Below are 238 nucleotides of genomic sequence, written 5' to 3' on the forward strand. Positions count from 1 at the left end.
GAGGTTAAGATACTAAGGGCATACGGTGGATGCCTTGGCGCCAAGAGCCGAAGAAGGACGCGGAAAGCTGCGAAAAGCTCCGGGGAGCCGCAAGCAGGCTTAGATCCGGAGGTGTCCGAATGAGGCAACTCAGCCGGAGTAATATCCGGCTACCGTGCACTGAATAGATAGGTGTACGGGGGGAACCGGGGGAACTGAAACATCTCAGTACCCCGAGGAAAAGAAAGCAACAGCGATT

General features: G+C 55.5%; 1 rRNA gene. It reads left to right on the forward strand.

Features of this window, described 5'->3' with window-relative positions:
• Nucleotides 1-2: 2 nt before the first annotated feature.
• Nucleotides 3-238 (forward strand): 23S ribosomal RNA (locus tag ULO1_RS10135); the annotation flags it as partial.

This window comes from Carboxydocella sp. ULO1 (assembly GCF_002049255.1).
Lineage (GTDB): Bacteria > Bacillota.